The organism is Mameliella sp. AT18 (genome assembly GCF_028807275.1).
Taxonomy (GTDB): Bacteria; Pseudomonadota; Alphaproteobacteria; order Rhodobacterales; family Rhodobacteraceae; genus Antarctobacter; species Antarctobacter albus.
Genome location: NZ_JARAMO010000006.1, coordinates 1 through 15,356 on the forward strand (window position 1 = coordinate 1; position 15,356 = coordinate 15,356).

General features: G+C 64.7%; 14 protein-coding genes. 8 read left to right on the top strand and 6 right to left on the bottom strand.

Annotation, left to right across the window (positions count from 1 at the left end; all coding sequences use genetic code 11):
* The first annotated feature begins 52 nt into the window (after positions 1 to 52).
* Entirely contained in the window at positions 53 to 1,006 is a 954-nt protein-coding gene (gene speB, locus PVW46_RS00500; protein ID WP_069210578.1) for an agmatinase, read from the top strand.
* A 33-nt stretch (positions 1,007 to 1,039) separates the two neighbouring features.
* Here speB and PVW46_RS00505 read toward each other — a convergent pair whose 3' ends face one another.
* Positions 1,040 to 1,381: a DUF2794 domain-containing protein gene (locus PVW46_RS00505; RefSeq protein ID WP_069210579.1), complete on the bottom strand. Its 342-nt coding sequence runs from the start codon at positions 1,379 to 1,381 to the stop codon at positions 1,040 to 1,042.
* 114 nt (positions 1,382 to 1,495) lie between these two features.
* Here PVW46_RS00505 and paaI point away from each other — a divergent pair, with 114 nt between their 5' ends.
* The 4 genes from paaI to serA all read left to right on the top strand — a co-directional run bounded on the left by paaI (position 1,496) and on the right by serA (position 6,388).
* Positions 1,496 to 1,948 (top strand): hydroxyphenylacetyl-CoA thioesterase PaaI, encoded by a 453-nt coding sequence (gene paaI, locus PVW46_RS00510; protein ID WP_069210580.1) that lies wholly within the window; start codon positions 1,496 to 1,498, stop codon positions 1,946 to 1,948.
* A 27-nt stretch (positions 1,949 to 1,975) separates the two neighbouring features.
* Complete coding sequence (gene paaK / locus PVW46_RS00515) at positions 1,976 to 3,280, top strand: phenylacetate--CoA ligase PaaK (protein ID WP_069210581.1); 1,305 nt, start codon at positions 1,976 to 1,978, stop codon at positions 3,278 to 3,280.
* A 261-nt stretch (positions 3,281 to 3,541) separates the two neighbouring features.
* Positions 3,542 to 4,696, top strand: a complete 1,155-nt coding sequence (locus PVW46_RS00520; RefSeq protein WP_043140767.1) for a phosphoserine transaminase — start codon at positions 3,542 to 3,544, stop codon at positions 4,694 to 4,696.
* Positions 4,697 to 4,786: 90 nt separating this feature from the next.
* Complete coding sequence (gene serA, locus PVW46_RS00525; protein WP_043140770.1) at positions 4,787 to 6,388, top strand: phosphoglycerate dehydrogenase; 1,602 nt, start codon at positions 4,787 to 4,789, stop codon at positions 6,386 to 6,388.
* A 70-nt stretch (positions 6,389 to 6,458) separates the two neighbouring features.
* On the opposite strand, the gene PVW46_RS00530 is transcribed toward serA, so the two are convergent.
* A complete protein-coding gene (locus PVW46_RS00530; protein WP_069210582.1) occupies positions 6,459 to 6,914 on the bottom strand; it encodes a GFA family protein in 456 nt (151 codons plus the stop codon).
* A gap of 107 nt (positions 6,915 to 7,021) precedes the next feature.
* Between PVW46_RS00530 and PVW46_RS00535 the strand changes: the two genes are divergently transcribed.
* Positions 7,022 to 7,756, top strand: a complete 735-nt coding sequence (locus PVW46_RS00535; RefSeq protein WP_069210583.1) for a metallophosphoesterase family protein — start codon at positions 7,022 to 7,024, stop codon at positions 7,754 to 7,756.
* Here the strand turns inward: PVW46_RS00535 and PVW46_RS00540 are convergent.
* Both PVW46_RS00540 and PVW46_RS00545 read right to left on the bottom strand, forming a co-directional pair.
* Entirely contained in the window at positions 7,730 to 9,496 is a 1,767-nt protein-coding gene (locus PVW46_RS00540; protein ID WP_069210584.1) for a SulP family inorganic anion transporter, read from the bottom strand. The two genes, PVW46_RS00535 and PVW46_RS00540, sit on opposite strands and share 27 nt — an antisense overlap.
* Before the next feature lie 163 nt (positions 9,497 to 9,659).
* The gene (locus PVW46_RS00545; RefSeq protein ID WP_443137026.1) at positions 9,660 to 11,351 is read right to left on the bottom strand and encodes a bifunctional protein tyrosine phosphatase family protein/NAD(P)/FAD-dependent oxidoreductase; all 1,692 of its coding nucleotides are present in this window, start codon (positions 11,349 to 11,351) and stop codon (positions 9,660 to 9,662) included.
* Between the two features lie 254 nt (positions 11,352 to 11,605).
* Here PVW46_RS00545 and PVW46_RS00550 point away from each other — a divergent pair, with 254 nt between their 5' ends.
* Both PVW46_RS00550 and PVW46_RS00555 read left to right on the top strand, forming a co-directional pair.
* Entirely contained in the window at positions 11,606 to 12,040 is a 435-nt protein-coding gene (locus tag PVW46_RS00550) for a universal stress protein (RefSeq protein WP_043140780.1), read from the top strand.
* 25 nt (positions 12,041 to 12,065) lie between these two features.
* Positions 12,066 to 13,619, top strand: a complete 1,554-nt coding sequence (locus PVW46_RS00555) for an alanine/glycine:cation symporter family protein (protein WP_043140783.1) — start codon at positions 12,066 to 12,068, stop codon at positions 13,617 to 13,619.
* A gap of 112 nt (positions 13,620 to 13,731) precedes the next feature.
* Here the strand turns inward: PVW46_RS00555 and PVW46_RS00560 are convergent, their stop codons facing one another.
* Both PVW46_RS00560 and PVW46_RS00565 read right to left on the bottom strand, forming a co-directional pair.
* Positions 13,732 to 14,571: a class I SAM-dependent methyltransferase gene (locus PVW46_RS00560; protein ID WP_069210585.1), complete on the bottom strand. Its 840-nt coding sequence runs from the start codon at positions 14,569 to 14,571 to the stop codon at positions 13,732 to 13,734.
* A 167-nt stretch (positions 14,572 to 14,738) separates the two neighbouring features.
* Positions 14,739 to 15,356: aminotransferase class III-fold pyridoxal phosphate-dependent enzyme (locus tag PVW46_RS00565; RefSeq protein WP_274573781.1), on the bottom strand; the 618-nt coding region annotated here is incomplete at its 5' end.

Consider the following 15,356-nt stretch of genomic DNA (forward strand, 5'->3'; position numbering starts at 1 on the left):
CCGGGGAGCGCGAGGGGCTGGCCCCTCGCCCCCGCAACGACTGGAGCCTGCAATGTCCGACCCGTTCTTTCACCCCGTCTCCGGTTTCGACCTGCCGCGCTTTGCCGGGGTGCCGACCTTCATGCGCCTGCCACACCTGACGCCGGACCACCCGCGGTTCAAGGATGTGCAGATCGGCCTTGTCGGCGTGCCTTGGGACAGTGGCACCACCAACCGTCCCGGGCCGCGTCACGGCCCGCGTCAGTTGCGCGATGCCTCGACCATGATCCGGGCCCAGCACGCGGCGAACGGCATGCGCCCCTTCGAGGCAGCCAATTGCGCCGATCTTGGCGATGTTGGGCCGAACCCGGCGGACATCCCCGACAGCATGGCGCGCATCACCGCCTTTTACACGCAGCTGCGGCAGGCGGGCATTCGGCCGCTGACGGCGGGTGGCGATCATCTGACCTCGCTTCCGGTCCTGCGGGCGCTGGCCAAGGACGGTCCGCTGGGCATGGTGCATTTCGACAGCCACACGGATCTCTTCCACAGCTATTTCGGTGGTACGATGTACACGCATGGCACGCCCTTCCGCCGCGCCGTCGAAGAGGGATTGCTGGATCCGAGACGGGTCATCCAGATCGGCATTCGCGGCACGATGTACGATTCCGAGGACCGCGATTTCGCCGCCGCGAACGGCATCCGCATCGTCCCGATCGAGGAGTTCTTTGCCCGCGGCGTGGCCGAGGTCATGGAAGAGGCGCGCGCCACTGTGGGCAGCGCGCCCTGTTACGTCAGCTACGACATTGACTTTGTCGATCCGACCTTTGCGCCCGGGACCGGCACGCCGGAAGTGGGCGGCCCCAACAGTTACCAGGCGTTGCAGGTTTGCCGAGAACTGGAAGGGCTGGATATCGTGGGCGCGGACCTGGTCGAGGTCTCTCCGCCCTTCGATCAATCCGGCGGAACCGCCTTCCTGGGCGTGTCGATCATGTTCGAACTGCTTTGCGCCATGCTGGCCAAGTGACGGCTTGGGGGCAGGGTGGTGCCCTGCCTGTCCCTAGTCGACCGGGCGGATCAGCTTGCGTTCCAGCACGCGCAGAACGGTCTTGAGGTCATGGCCGCGTTTCAGGACCTGCCCCTCCATCCCGTAGACCGCGTATTCGCCCTGTTTGTTGCGCAGCTTCGGGCGTTTCTCGATCCGGTAAAGCGGGTGTTCGGCGGTGCGGCGAAAAACCGAGAAGACAGCCACCTCTCGCAGGCTGGAAATCCCGTAGTCGCGCCATTCGCCGGCGGTGACCATGCGTCCATAGAGCGATAGGATGACGTTGAGCTCGGGCCGCTGAAAGGCGACCACCTCATGCGCGGACCCCTGGCCGGGGAAGGGCGTCAAGCTGTTCATACCCTCAGAGTTGCGCCCTTCCGGCAATAAATCAAGGGGGTGGATGGAGGTTCAGAAATTACTTGACCGTGCGGTCGGTTTTGGGCAGTGTCGCGCCACCGAGGGAGGAGCGAGATGACACCGCAGCAACGCGCCGAGCGTGCGGCCGAGGCCATGTATGCCAAGGATACCGCCGCGCAGGAGATGAAGATGCAGATCGAGGCGGTGGGTCCCGGTCGGGCCGTGCTGTCGATGGAGGTGCAGCCGGCGCATCTGAACGGCCACCGCATCTGTCATGGCGGGATCATCTTTACCCTAGCCGACACCGCCTTTGCCTATGCCTGCAACAGCTACAACACCCTGACCGTCGCGCAGGAAAACCAGATCACCTTCCTGGCTCCCGGCCAGTTGGGCGAACGGTTGACCGCCACGGCCGAGGAACAGGCGCTGGCCGGCCGGTCCGGCGTCTACGACGTGACCGTGACCGGCGGGGATGGCCGCAAGGTGGCGCTGATGCGCGGCCTGTCGCGCACCGTGAAGGGCCAGCATTTCCCCGAAGACGAATTGACCCAGGAAGATCGCGCCTGACGCGCCAGCACTGCCGGAGGAGACCCGATGGAAGACCTCACCCCGTCCAAGGACAGCCTTGACCCGATCGAGATCGCCTCGCGCGATGAGATTTCCGCCCTGCAGTTGCAGCGGATGAAATGGTCGCTGCGCCATGCCTATGACAACGTGCCGTTCTACAAGCAGAGCTTTGACGCGGCGGGCGTGCACCCGGATGACCTGACCTCGCTGGCGGACCTGGCCAAGTTCCCCTTTACGGTCAAGACCGACCTGCGCGACAACTATCCGTTCGGCATGTTTGCCGTCCCGCGCGAAAAGGTACGGCGCATCCATGCGTCGTCCGGCACCACGGGCCAGCCGACGGTCGTGGGCTATACCGACAACGACCTGGATGCCTGGGGGACGGTGGTCGCGCGCAGCCTGCGGGCGGCGGGTCTGAAACCCGGCGACGTGCTGCACAATGCCTATGGCTACGGGCTGTTCACCGGGGGGCTGGGCATCCACCTGGGCGCCGACAAGCTGGGCCTGTGCACGGTCCCGATTTCCGGCGGCATGACCCAGCGCCAAGTGCGCCTGATCGAGGATTTCCAGGCCACGGGGATCACGGTCACGCCCTCTTACGCGCTGTCGATCATCGACGAATATGCCGCCCAGAGCCGTGACCCGCGCAAGTCTCCGCTGAAGGTCGGGATCTTTGGCGCCGAGCCCTGGACCAACGCCATGCGGCTGGAAATCGAAGAGGCCTTCGACATGCACGCGGTCGACATCTATGGCCTGTCCGAGGTCATGGGGCCGGGCGTGGCGAATGAATGCGTCGAGACAAAGGACGGCCTGCATATCTGGGAAGACCACTTCTACCCCGAGATCATTGACCCGGAGACGGGCGAGGTGCTGCCGGACGGCGAGCTGGGGGAACTGGTCTTCACCTCGCTGACCAAGGAGGCCTTCCCGGTGATCCGCTACCGGACCCGTGACCTGACGCGCCTGCTGCCCGGTACGGCGCGGTCGATGCGGCGGATGGAGAAGGTGACGGGGCGATCTGATGACATGATCATCCTGCGTGGCGTCAACGTCTTCCCGACCCAGATCGAGGAACAGCTGATGACGGTCAAGGCGCTTGCACCGCATTTCCAGCTGGAACTGGACCGGGTCGACCACAAGGACGTCATGAAGGTGGTTGTCGAACCCTGGCCGCATTCCGTCGAAGGCGGTGCCGAGGCCGCACGCGAGCTGGCGGCCAAGGTCAAGCAGGTGGTCGGCGTGACCGTCAAGGTCGAGGTCGCCGAGCCCGGCGGCGTGGCCCGCAGCCAGGGCAAGGCGGTGCGGATCGTCGACAACCGGCCCAAGACCTGAGGGCCGTCGGGCGACGCTTGCCGGGCCATGCGGCCCGACGTCGCCCCGCCCACCGTCCCTGAAAGGCGCCTGCGGGCGCCTTTTTCCGTTTGGAGTGGCCTTGTCGAGTTTCCGATTGGCGTCAGGGCCACCGCGTGCGGGCCTGAAACCCGACGCAATAGATGCAAAAACCGACTTGCCGAGTCTCCGGCCCTGCCGTAGATGCGTTCGTGGGACACCCCTCCCCAACGAGGGGCATCTATCTGGAAGGTTAGCTCAGCTATGGCACCCCAAGCACCGGCAACGCGGCCGGCTAATCCGCGTTTTTCCTCTGGCCCCTGCGCCAAGATCCCCACATTCTCCCTGGACAAGCTGTCCGACGCGGCCCTGGGCCGGTCACACCGCGCGGCGGTGGGCAAGGACAAGCTGAAAGCGGCCATCGAAGGCACGCGCGAAGTCCTGGGCATCCCGGCGGACTACAAGATCGGCATCGTTCCCGCGTCCGACACCGGCGCGGTCGAAATGGCCATGTGGTCGATGCTGGGCGCACGCAAGGCGACAATGGTGGCCTGGGAAAGCTTTGGCTCGGGCTGGGTGTCCGATGTCGTCAAGCAACTCAAGATCGACGCCGATGTGAAAGAGGCCGGCTACGGCGAGATCGTGGACATGGCCGCGATCGACTATGACACCGACGTCGTCTTTACCTGGAACGGCACCACTTCGGGCGTGCGCGTCCCCAATGGCGACGTGATCCCGGCGGACCGCCAGGGCCTGACCATCTGCGACGCCACCTCGGCGGCCTTTGCGCAGGACCTGCCGTGGGACAAGCTGGATGTGACGACCTTTTCCTGGCAAAAGGTCATGGGCGGCGAGGCCGCGCACGGGATGCTGATCCTCAGCCCCCGCGCCGTCGAGCGGCTGGAAAGCTACACCCCCGCATGGCCGCTGCCCAAGATCTTTCGCCTGACCAAGGGCGGCAAGCTGATCGACGGCATCTTTACCGGCGCGACGATCAACACGCCGTCGATGCTGGCGGTCGAGGACTACCTGGTGGCGCTGGACTGGGCGCGCGAGATCGGCGGTCTGACCGCGCTGATGGCCCGCGCCGACGCCAACGCCAAGGTGATCTGGGATTTCTGCGATACGCACGACTGGATCGCCAACCTGGCAGAGGACCCGGCGACGCGGTCGAACACCAGTGTCTGCCTGAAGTTCACCGACGACCGGATCAAGGATGGCGCGGCATTCGCCAAAGCCGTGGCCAAGCGGCTGGAGGCCGAAGGCGTGGCGCTGGACATCGGCGCCTATCGTGACGCCCCGGCGGGCCTGCGCATCTGGTGCGGCGCCACGGTGGAAACCTCGGACATCGAGGCCCTGATGCCCTGGCTGGAACACGCCTTCGCGGCAGAGATCGCGGCGCAAGCGCAAGCCGCCTGAGACAACACGCGCGCCCCGGGCCTGACCCGGGGCCTCTCCCCCATATCCTCTCAACAGGAGGCCCCGGATCAGGTCCGGGGTGTGTATCCCATGACTGCACCCAAAGTTCTCGTCTCCGACAAACTCTCGGAAACCGCCGTCCAGATCTTTCGCGATCGCGGCATCGATGTCGATTTCCTGCCCGACGTGGGCAAGGACAAGGAAAAGCTGGCCGAGATCATCGGCCAGTATGACGGCCTGGCCATCCGGTCGGCCACCAAGGTGACGCCCTCGATCCTGGAACATGCCCACAAACTGAAGGTGGTGGGCCGCGCCGGGATCGGCACCGACAACGTCGACAAGGAAGCGGCGTCGAAAAAGGGCGTGATCGTGATGAACACGCCCTTCGGCAACATGATCACCACTGCCGAACATGCCATCGCCATGATGTTTGCCTGCGCCCGCCAGATCCCCGAGGCCAGCGCCTCGACCCATGCGGGCAAGTGGGAGAAATCCAAGTTCATGGGGGTCGAGCTGACCGGCAAGACCCTGGGCGTGATCGGCGCCGGCAATATCGGCGGCATCGTCTGCGACCGCGCGCGCGGCCTCAAGATGAAGGTCGTGGCCTATGATCCCTTCCTGTCGGAAGAGAAGGCCGGAAAGATGCAGGTGGAAAAGGTCGAGGACCTGGACGACCTGTTGAAACGCGCCGATTTCATCACGCTGCACGTTCCGCTGACCGACCAGACCCGCAATATCCTGTCGAAGGAGAACCTGGCCAAGACCAAGAAAGGCGTGCGCATCATCAACTGTGCCCGTGGTGGCCTGGTCGACGAGGCGGCGCTGGCAGAGCTGATCAAGTCCGGCCACGTGGCCGGCGCGGCCTTTGACGTCTTTGCCGAGGAACCGGCCAAGGAAAACCCGCTGTTCAACCTGCCGAACGTGGTCTGCACGCCGCACCTTGGCGCCTCGACCAGCGAGGCGCAGGAAAACGTCGCCCTGCAGGTGGCGGAACAGATGTCGGATTACCTGCTGACCGGCGCGGTGCAGAACGCGCTGAACATGCCCAGTGTCACCGCCGAAGAGGCCAAGGTCATGGGGCCCTGGATCAAGCTGGCCGATCACCTGGGCAGCTTCATCGGCCAGATGACCGACGAGGCGATCAAGGCGATCAACATCCTTTACGACGGCGAAGCGGCGACCATGAACCTGGAGGCGCTGAACTGTTCGCTGATTGCCGGGATCATGAAATCGGTGAATCCCGAGGTGAACATGGTTTCGGCGCCGATGGTGGCGCGTGAGCGTGGCATCAAGATCTCGACCACCAACCAGGAGCAGTCGGGCGCCTTCGAGGGCTACATCAAGGTGACGGTCGTGACCGAAAAGCGCGAACGCTCGATCGCCGGGACGGTGTTCAGCGACGGCAAGCCGCGCTTCATCCAGATCAAGGGCATCAACATCGACGCCGAGGTCGGTCGCCACATGCTGTATACCACCAACAACGATGAACCGGGCATCATTGGTGCGCTGGGCCACACGATGGGCAAGAACGGCGTGAACATCGCGAACTTTACCCTGGGGCGCAAGGATGCGGGCGGCGAGGCCATCGCGCTGCTTTACGTGGATGAGCCGGTCCCGGCCGAGGCCCGCGCGCAGTTGGCAGAAACCGGCCTGTTCAACCAGATCAAGCCGCTGCAATTCGACGTGGCCTGAACCTGGCGTCAGCCCTGACGGCTACGACCCTCTCCCGCGCGCCGGGAGAGGGTCTTTTCTTGTCCGGGTGTCAGCCCTGCGCGTGGTATTCGGCGATCAGCTCTTCGAACCGGTCCATCGGCGGCCATTCCACGTAGCTGTGCCGCGCCGGGGTGGTGGCCCAGGGCAGGCGGGCGCTGGTCATGGTCTCGATGAAGGGCGAAAACCAGCTGGTGTCGTCGAACATGGTCGGGCGGACGTTCACGAAGGCGTCGATCCCGGTGATGCGGGTGAACATCCAGCTCATGCAATGCGGGCAGGCCATGTGGTCCTGGTCCGGTCCGTGGGTGCCGCATTCGACCGGCGCGCCCTTTGTCACTTCCAGCCCGTCCGCGGGGACCATGACGGTCAGGGAAAAGGCGCTCGAGGACATTTTCTGGCAGCCCCGGCAATGGCAGGCGGCGGTCATCAGGGGCGGCTTGGTGATCCGGATGTGGACCTGGCCGCAGCGGCAGGACCCGTCGAGGGGCAGGGAAGGCGTCGACATTATGTTTCCTTGGCTGTTTCCTGGCCGCACCCTAGGCGCAACCGGCAGCCCCTGCCAGAGGTGCGGGCGCACTGGCCCGGCCGTGGGGAACATGCTAGGCGGCGGGCATGGGTGACACGATCTACGCCATTGGCGACATTCACGGCCAGCTGGCCATGCTGGACACCGCGCTGGACCGGATCGAGCAGGACGGCGGGCCGGATGCGCGCGTGATCTTCCTGGGTGATTACGTCGACCGCGGGCCGAACTCTCGCGGGGTGATCGAACGGCTGAGCCGGGGTCTGGCCGAGGGGCGAAACTGGGTCTGCCTGAAAGGCAATCACGACCGCCTGTTCGAATGGTTCATCGCGCCGCCCGCACCGCGCCAGGACCCTTACCTGCTGCTGGGCTACGACTGGTTCCATGAACGCATCGGCGGGCTGGACACGGCGGACTCCTACGGTGTCGACGTGCCCACTCGGATCCGGCGCAAGGACCTAGCCGCCGAGTTCCGGGCCGCCGTGCCGCCGGAACACCTGGCCTTCTTGCAGGGGCTGAAACTGATGCACCGCGAGGCGGGCAAGGTCTTTGTCCATGCGGGCATCCGCCCCGGCGTGCCGCTGGATCAGCAGGACGAGGAAGACCTGTTGTGGATCCGGCAAGAGTTCCACGATGACCCGCGCGACCACGGGGCGTTGATCGTGCACGGGCATACGCCGGTGGAGGCGCCCGAGCTGAAACCCAACCGCCTGAACCTGGATACCGGGGCGGGCTACGGGCGCCCGCCCGGCGTTGCCGTTCTTGAGGACAATGGCGCGATCTTCACGCTCGAAGCGTCAGGCCGCACCTACCTTGGCGGGTGAGCCCTGTTCCGGGCTGGGGGCAGGCTCTTGCAGGGCTTGCCAGGCGTCGTATTGCGACAGGAAGACCTTGCCAGTCAGCTCGTCCAGGAAATGCGACCGTTTCAGCCGGTCCATCACCGGGCCCTTGACCTCGGACAGGTGCAACTGAATGCCCATTTCCGACAGGCGGCGATTCAGTTCTTCCAGCGTTTCCAGCGCGCTCATGTCGACCTCGTTGACCGCCGGGAACATCAGCACGACATGTTCGATCGGCTCGTCACAGGTGACGCGGCCAAGAACGTAGTCCTCGAGGAAACGCGCGTTGGCGAAATACAGGCTTTCGTCCACCCGCAGCGTGACGAGGTGCGGCAGCGTTTCGACCTTGTGACGCTTGATGTTGCGGAAATGATGGGTCTCCGGCACCAGCCCGACCTCTGCCACATGCGGGCGCGAGGTCTTGTAGAGATGCAGGCCGATCGAGATCAGCACACCCGCCGAAACGCCCAGTTCCACGCCGAACCCCAGCGTCAGGACGATGGTGGCAAAGACAGCGGCGAAATCGACCCTGGAATAGCCCCAGGCCTTCTTGAGGATCGAGAAATCGACAAGGCTGAGGACGGCCACGATGATCGTCGCGGCCAGCGTCGCCTTGGGCAGGAAGAACAGCAGGGGCGTCAGCAGCAGCGTCGCGACGGCGATTCCCACGGCGGTATAGGCGCCCGCCGCCGGGGTCGCGGCGCCGGCGTCGAAGTTCACCACCGAGCGCGAGAAACCACCCGTCACCGGAAAGCCGCCCGAGACCGCCGAGGCGATGTTCGAGGTGCCCAGGCCGATCAGCTCCTGGTCGGGCGAGATGCGCTGGCGCCGCTTGGCGGCCAGCGTCTGCGCGACGGACACGGATTCCACGAAGCCGATGATCGAGATCAGCAGCGCGGACATGAAGAGCTCATTCCAGAGCGCCGGCGAAAAGCTGGGTGCGGTCAGCGGCGGCAGACCCATCGGGATCTCGCCGACGATCTTGACCCCGGCATTCGACAGGCCAAAGACCCAGGTGGCCAGCGTGGTCACGACAACGGCGGCCACCGGCCCGGCCTTGGTCAGCACGTCGGCCAGTTTCGGCGGGACCCCCTTTTTCAGCAGCAGCGGTTTCAGACCCTTGCGGACCCAGAACAGGAAGGCCAGCGCCGTCAGGCCCAGGACGAGGGTATAGCCGTTGGTCTCGCCCAGATGCGCGAACATGGTGCGGATCAACTCGGTCAGGGTGTGACCGTGCATGTCGATGCCGAAGATATGTTTCAGCTGCGAGGCGGCGATCAGCACGCCCGAGGCGGTGATGAACCCGGCGATGACCGGGTGCGACAGGAAATTGGCCAGAAAGCCCAGCCGGAACAGCCCCAGCAAGGACAGGATCACGCCAGAGATGAAGGCCAGCGTTCCGGCGGCCAGCGCAATGTCCACCGGGTCCGACAGGCCCAGGTTGCCGATGGCGGCGGCGGTCATCAGCGAGACGACGGCCACGGGGCCGACGGCAAGCGCGCGGCTGGTGCCGAAGATCGCATAGGCCACCAGCGGCAGGATCGAGGCGTAAAGGCCCATCTCGGCGGGCAGGCCCGCCAGCAGCGCGTAGGCCAGAGATTGCGGGATCAGCATGATCGTCACGATCACCGCCGCCAGCCCATCGGCAGAGGCGGTTTCGCGGTCATAAGTCCGCGCCCAGTCGAGAATGGGCAGGTAGCGGGTCAGTTGGCGTGGCAGTTGCATGGCGAATCCTGCTTTCGGGTCGGGTTCATCCCCCGAGTCGCGTTTGGAACTCGTATATATATTCAGGAATCAGAATTTAAAAGGGGCAGTGCGCATTCGCCAGACGACTTCGGCAGACGAAAAGGGGCCGGGCCATTGGCTCCGGCCCCTTGTGCCCTTGGGTTTATCCGGCCGAGACGCTTTCCGGCTTGGCCATCCATTCCTTCCCGCGCAGCATGGCCTTCCAGTAGACGGGCGGCAGGATCTGTTCCTTGAGCAACCAGGCGGCGCGCGTCGGCTTGGTGCCGTCGATCACCCACTTGGGGAAGGAGGGCAGCAGCGCACCGCCATAGCCGAACTCGGCCAGAACGATCTTGCCCTTCTCCACCGTCAGCGGGCAGGAGCCGTAGCCGTTGTAGACCGCATGCGGGCTGAGGCCGCGGGTGTCGGCCACCACGTTCTCGGCCACCACGGGCGCCTGCATCCGGGCGGCGGCGGCGGTCTTGGCGTTGGGCGCGTTCATCACGTCCCCCAAAGACCAGATGTTGTCATAGGTCTTGTGCCGCAGCGTGGCCTGGTCCACGTCGACCCATCCGGCGGCATCGGCCAGCGGTGACACGCGGATGAAATCCGGTGCCACCTGCGGCGGGCAGACATGCATCATGTCGAAGTCGACCGTGACCTCGGTCGGTTCTTCGTCGGGCTTGGCGACCTTGAAGGTCGCCTTCTTCGCCGGGCCGTCGACGGCCACGAGGTTGTGGAAGAAGTTCAGCGAGGCGTCGTATTTCCTGACGTAGTCCATCAGCGCAGGGACATAGTCCTTGACCCCGAAGAGCACGCCGCCGGCGTTCATGAACTGGATGTCGATGTCCTTCAGTCGACCGGTGCGGAACCAATGGTCGCCCGACAGGTACATCGCCTTTTGCGGCGCGCCGGCGCATTTGATCGGCATCGGCGGCTGGGTGAACAGCGCGCGCCCCTCGCGCATCTTGCTGACCAGCTCCCAGGTGTAGGGCGCCAGGTCATAGCGATAGTTCGAGGTCACGCCGTTCTTGCCCAGCGTGTCCACCAGCCCCTCGACACCGTGCCAGTCCAGTTTCAGCCCCGGGCAGACGATCAGCCGGTCGTATTTCACCACGCGGCAGCCATCGAGCACCACGGCATTGTTCTGCGGTTCGAAGGCGGCGACGGCGGATTTGATCCAGTGGACACCCTGCGGGATCAGGCTGCCCATCGTGCGGGCCGTGGTCGCGGCCTCGAAGACACCGCCGCCGACCATCGTCCAGCCGGGCTGGTAATAGTGCACGTCGGCCGGGTCCAGAATGGCGATGTCCAGCCCCGGCTTGCGCGCCTTGAGGCTGGAAGCCACGGCAATCCCCGCCGCGCCGCCGCCCACGATCACGACGTCGAACTTGGCGTCGCCTTCGTCCGTGGGGGTCTTGCCGCCGTTCACGATGCGCCGCACGACACCGGCCATGTCATAGCCGGCGCCCTTGGTCGCGGCGAGGATGGTCGCCGGGGCCAGCGCATTGGCCTGGCTCAGCGACCAGAGCGTCGCCGACCGCGTGCCGGTGCGGCAGTAGGCAAAGACCGGGCCGGGCAATTCTCGCAGCAGCTTGCCAAAGGCCTCGGCGTCCTCGTCCCGGACCTTGCCCGAAGTCACGGGCTGATAGCGGACCTCCAGCCCCTTGGCCTTTGCTGCGGCTGCGATCTCGTCAAAGGTCGGCTGGTCGGCGCCCTCGCCATCCGGGCGGTTGCAGATGACGGCGCGATAGCCGGCGTCGGCGATCTCTTGCAGGTGATCTGCGGTGATCTGGGGAGAGACGGTGATGTCGTCGGTGATCTTGCGGAATTCCAAGGCCTGCACCTCCTGCATGCGGGGAATCGGGTTATGCGAAGGTATACATTCATTTCTACGAATGCGTCATGGGCGAAACGGTCGCAGGCTGATGGGGCAGAACCGGCCCCTTACCGCATAAAAACCGGGAGATGCTTCGCCACAGGCGCGAAAAATTGGATAATTCGGTCGAACCGGCATGCGTTTGACATGTTTTCGGGAAAATCCCCTGTCACACCGTTGTTACTCTTTACTCAGCCATAAGGCGAATAAACGGAACAGGGACAATCAAGATGAACGATAAGTTTGTCGTCGGATATGACGGCAGCGAAGCGGCGCGGCGTGCGCTGGACTTCGCGATGGATCGCGCCGCGGCGCAGGGGGCGACGGTTGTGATCGCCCATGTGTTGGAATGGTCGCCCTACTCCTTCCTGACCCCGACCGAGCTTGAAGAGCGCCACATGCGCCGCAAGGAAGAGCTGAACCGGGCCGAGAAATCGATCATCACGCCCGCCAAGGCCGCGGTCGAGGGCAAGGGCGTGCCGGTCGAGACGGTGCTGCGTTACGGCCATATCGCCGACACGCTGTGCGAGGTCGCCGACAAGATGGAGGCGGCCCAGATCTTCATCGGGCGGAACGGGCATTCGCGTTTCGGCAGCCGGGTCTTCGGCTCTGTCGCCGGGTCGCTGGTCCAGACCGCCCCGGTGCCCTGCACCATCGTCCCCTGAAGCGCCGTAGAACAGGACAACCGACATGAACAGATTGACACAACGTGCGGCGCTTGCCGCCACGGCTTTTCTGCTTTTTGCGGGCGCTGCCGCCGCGCAGGAGCAGACCATCGACGACAGGATCAACGCGGTCTTCAGCGGCGCAACCGGCTGGTTCGTGAGCTTCATCTTCAGCCCCTTTCCCGGCACCAGCTTTCCCTGGATCGTCGCCTGGCTGGTGATCGCGGCAACCGTGTTCACCATCTACTTCGGCTTCATCCAGTTCCGGGCCTTTCCGCATTCCATCGCGCTGGTCAAAGGCGACTATTCCGATCCTGATGACGCGGGCGAGGTCAGCCACTTCCAGGCGCTGGCCACGGCGCTGTCGGGCACGGTCGGCCTGGGCAATATCGCGGGTGTCGCGGTGGCCGTGGGCATCGGCGGGCCGGGCGCGACCTTCTGGATGATCCTCGCCGGTCTCATGGGCATGGCGTCGAAATTCACCGAATGTACGCTGGGCGTGAAATACCGAAACGAGTTCGAGGACGGCCATGTCTCGGGCGGTCCGATGTACTACCTGACCAAGGGTTTTGCCGAACGCGGACTGCCGGGCGGCGGCATCTTGGCGGTGCTCTTCTCGATCTTCTGTATCCTGGGGTCGCTGGGCGGCGGCAACATGTTCCAGGCCAACCAGGCGCACCAGGCGCTGACCGGGGTTCTGGGGGACTATCCCGGCTTCATCACCGGGCTGATCTTTGCGGCGATCGTCTTTGTCGTCATCATCGGCGGGCTGAAATCCATCGCTTCGGTGACGGAAAAGGTCGTGCCCTTCATGGCGGTGATCTACGTCGGCACGGCGCTGATCATCCTGATCATGAACGCCGACATGATCGGCTGGGCATTCGGTCAGATCTTTGCCGGTGCCTTTACCGGGTTGGGTGTCGCGGGCGGCATGGTCGGCGCGCTGATCCAGGGGTTCAAGCGGGCGGCCTTCTCGAACGAGGCGGGCGTCGGTTCGGCGGCCATCGCACACTCTGCCGTGCGTACCAAGGAGCCGATCACCGAAGGCTTCGTGTCCTTGCTTGAACCCTTCATCGACACGGTGGTGATCTGCACCATGACGGCGCTGGTGATCATCATCACCCAGCAACTGGTGATCGACGAGGCGACGGGCAACTACCTGCTGAACGAGGCCGGAACCGCGATCAGGACGGTCGGCGATACCTCGGGCGTGGGCCTGACGGCGGCGGCCTTCGGAAGCTCCTTCAGCTGGTTCCCGACGATCCTTGCCATTGCCGTGATCCTCTTTGCCTTCTCGACCATGATCAGCTGGTCTTACTACGGCCTGAAGGCCTGGACCTTCCTGTTCGGCGAGGGAAAGACCAAGGAACTGGTGTTCAAGGTGATCTTCTGCATCTTCGTGATTATCGGCGCTTCGGCCAGCCTTGGCCCGGTGATCGACTTCTCGGATGCGGCGATCTTTGCGATGGCGGTGGTCAACATCATCGGCCTCTACTTCCTGATGCCGATCGTCAAGCGTGAGGTGAACAGCTACCTCGACCGCCTGAAATCAGGCGAGATCAAGAAGTTCAAGCACTGAGGCTTGCAACAGCACAGGCAGGGGGCCGGGTTTGGCCCCCTGCCGCACAAATCCGGCATTGACCGATCCGGGGGCCTGCGGACAAGGGGCGTTTGAAGCCCGGTACAGTGGATCAGGCATTGGCGACCACGACGTGCGACGCGTGTGGAAATGTCATCGACGTTCCGTCGAAACAGGCCTCCAGCCCATCCAGAAAGATCCCCACGGCGCGCGCAACGCCATCCCTTGCCAGGTCTGACAGCTTGTCCCCCGTGTGCATGCCGCCCATTGCCCCGATCGCAAAGGCGCGGGCATCAGGGTGATGCAGTGTCAGGGTCACTGGGTCGACTTCGATGTCCCGGAAACCCGCCTCTTTGAACAGCTGCCTCAGTTCATTTCCGTCCGGCAGGCTGCAGATGGCCCGGACAGCATCCCCGGCGGTGCTGCCGACACAGGCGTCAAGCGCGGCGGCCTGCGCCCGAAGCATCGGGTTGACGTCCAGCTCTCGTTGAACGCAGAAGACAACCCGCCCGCCCGGTTTCACGACGCGGTGCAGATCGCTCAGCGCGGCGGGCTTGTCCGGGAAGAACTGCAAGGCTTGCTGGCAAAATGCCAGATCGAAGCGGTCGTCCGGGAAGGGCAGGTGTGCCGCATCGGCTTCGACCCATTCGACATTCCTTGCGGCGTCGTCGGCGAGGGTCCGTGCGACGCGCAGCATGTCGGGGCTGTGATCGCAGCCAGTGAGACTGCCCGGTTGGAACGCGAGCGAAGAGACCAGCCTCGTGACCACGCCCGTGCCGCAGGCAAGATCAAGGATATGTTCCCCTGCCCCGGGTTCAGCGCGGCGGACGAGCTCTTCTGCCCAGGGCCTGAAGATCACCGGTACCAGGATCGACTGGTAACGGTCTGCAAAGGTCAAGTCTGTCGGCATGTCCGCACCCAACGGTTTGCGCGTGACGCCGGGCAAGATCATGCACCTGGCTCCGACGCCGCGTCATTGATGCTGGATTCAGCTTATCACGGATGCGGCACGGGCCAAATGTCAAACTGCCGGAGCAGCGACAGTGCGGTGCGCCAGCGGGTGACGCGCACCGAAAGGGCTGGAAGGGGCCGTGTCGTTTCACGGCCCCCGGCCCGCTGTCAGGCGGAGGCAAACCCCTTGTCCAAGGCGGTGAGGATGGTGTCGATCTCGCCCTCGGTGATGGTCAGCGGCGGCGACATCAGGATGTTGTGCATGCCAAGGCGGACCATCGCGCCTGCCTCGTAGGCGGTCTGGTGGATGCGCTTCATGGTTTCACCGTCCATCGGCGTCTTGGCCGCGCGGTCGCTGACGATCTCGATCCCGGTCATCAGTCCGTGGCCGCCGCGCACGTCGCCGATGATGTCATAGCGTTCGGCCAGCTTGCAGACCCCGTCATACAGCTGCTTGCCGCGTGCCGCCGCGTTGGTTTTCGTGTCCAGGCGCAGGGTCTCTTCGAGGCAGGCGATCACCGCCGCGGCGCCCACCGGATGCGCGGAATAGGTGTAGCCGTGGTAGATGCCGCCATCGGCGCCCGCACCTTCGAAGACCTCGGCCACCTTGCCCGACATCAGCGCCGCGCCCACCGGGAAATAGCCCGAGGTGATGCCCTTGGCGGTGCTCATCATGTCGGGCTGTACGCCCCAGTGCCGCGCGCCGGACCAGTCGCCGGTGCGGCCAAAGCCGGTGATGACCTCGTCCGAGATCAGGAGGATGCCGTGCCGGTCGCAGATCTCGCG

Bases quoted from the DNA above. Each gene is read 5' to 3' on its own strand.
- speB (WP_069210578.1), top strand. From the start codon at position 53: ATGTCCGACCCGTTCTTTCACCCCGTCTCCGGTTTCGACCTGCCGCGC.
- PVW46_RS00505 (WP_069210579.1), bottom strand. From the start codon at position 1,381: ATGAACAGCTTGACGCCCTTCCCCGGCCAGGGGTCCGCGCATGAGGTG.
- paaI (WP_069210580.1), top strand. From the start codon at position 1,496: ATGACACCGCAGCAACGCGCCGAGCGTGCGGCCGAGGCCATGTATGCC.
- paaK (WP_069210581.1), top strand. From the start codon at position 1,976: ATGGAAGACCTCACCCCGTCCAAGGACAGCCTTGACCCGATCGAGATC.
- PVW46_RS00520 (WP_043140767.1), top strand. From the start codon at position 3,542: ATGGCACCCCAAGCACCGGCAACGCGGCCGGCTAATCCGCGTTTTTCC.
- serA (WP_043140770.1), top strand. From the start codon at position 4,787: ATGACTGCACCCAAAGTTCTCGTCTCCGACAAACTCTCGGAAACCGCC.
- PVW46_RS00530 (WP_069210582.1), bottom strand. From the start codon at position 6,914: ATGTCGACGCCTTCCCTGCCCCTCGACGGGTCCTGCCGCTGCGGCCAG.
- PVW46_RS00535 (WP_069210583.1), top strand. From the start codon at position 7,022: ATGGGTGACACGATCTACGCCATTGGCGACATTCACGGCCAGCTGGCC.
- PVW46_RS00540 (WP_069210584.1), bottom strand. From the start codon at position 9,496: ATGCAACTGCCACGCCAACTGACCCGCTACCTGCCCATTCTCGACTGG.
- PVW46_RS00545 (WP_443137026.1), bottom strand. From the start codon at position 11,351: ATGCAGGAGGTGCAGGCCTTGGAATTCCGCAAGATCACCGACGACATC.
- PVW46_RS00550 (WP_043140780.1), top strand. From the start codon at position 11,606: ATGAACGATAAGTTTGTCGTCGGATATGACGGCAGCGAAGCGGCGCGG.
- PVW46_RS00555 (WP_043140783.1), top strand. From the start codon at position 12,066: ATGAACAGATTGACACAACGTGCGGCGCTTGCCGCCACGGCTTTTCTG.
- PVW46_RS00560 (WP_069210585.1), bottom strand. From the start codon at position 14,571: ATGATCTTGCCCGGCGTCACGCGCAAACCGTTGGGTGCGGACATGCCG.